1 protein-coding gene is annotated in these 632 nt (G+C 37.3%); it reads left to right on the top strand.

The annotated features are described in order from the left end of the window. A partial coding sequence (locus tag C9J37_RS27850) for a transposase (protein WP_153063530.1) occupies positions 1-436 on the top strand: 436 nt, incomplete at its 5' end. Positions 437-632: the final 196 nt, after the last annotated feature.

The raw sequence follows: 632 nt of genomic DNA, 5'->3' as shown, positions 1-632 counted from the left end.
CACCTGTACACTTGGTACGGCTCAAAAACAAACGAAGACGCGACACCGTGTCGTGGAGTTTACTGATTATGAAGGGGCGATTGTACGTGTTGTCACAAATCTTCGCGATGTAACAGCCGAAGAAATCTCCGGCATGTACAAAGAACGCTGGGCAATTGAATCCTTTTTTCGCTGGATTAAACAGAACTTAAATGTACCCGTGTTATTTGGCACGACAAAAAATGCCGTATGTAATCAGCTTTTTGCGGCTTTAATTGCCTACGTATTACTAAAGTTTCTTCATACAGAAGAACACAAGAAAAATAACTGTAAACGCCTATCTTTCGCTGGTTTTACACGCCAGTTTCTTTGTGCTACCCTGCCAATTGAATGGCGGATTGGTCTCAAAGAACTACTCACATTTCATCGAGAACTGTATCAAATAAAAGCTGGATGAATTTGGTTAATCAACACGTGTGTAATCATTATAGTCTTCGTTAATCTCTTCAAATATTTCATTATATTACCATTCTTCCATGATATCACTCCTCTTTTATGGTTTAAGTCTTTCACCGTTATTATGAATAACTTCCAATTCAATATTCTTATATTTATTAGCAAATATTCGTCTCAGCAGGTTTACTATCTTTTGA

Source organism: Lysinibacillus mangiferihumi, assembly GCF_003049665.1.
GTDB classification, from domain to species: Bacteria; Bacillota; Bacilli; order Bacillales_A; family Planococcaceae; genus Lysinibacillus; species Lysinibacillus mangiferihumi.
This window is presented reverse-complemented; position numbering and strand designations above follow the sequence as displayed.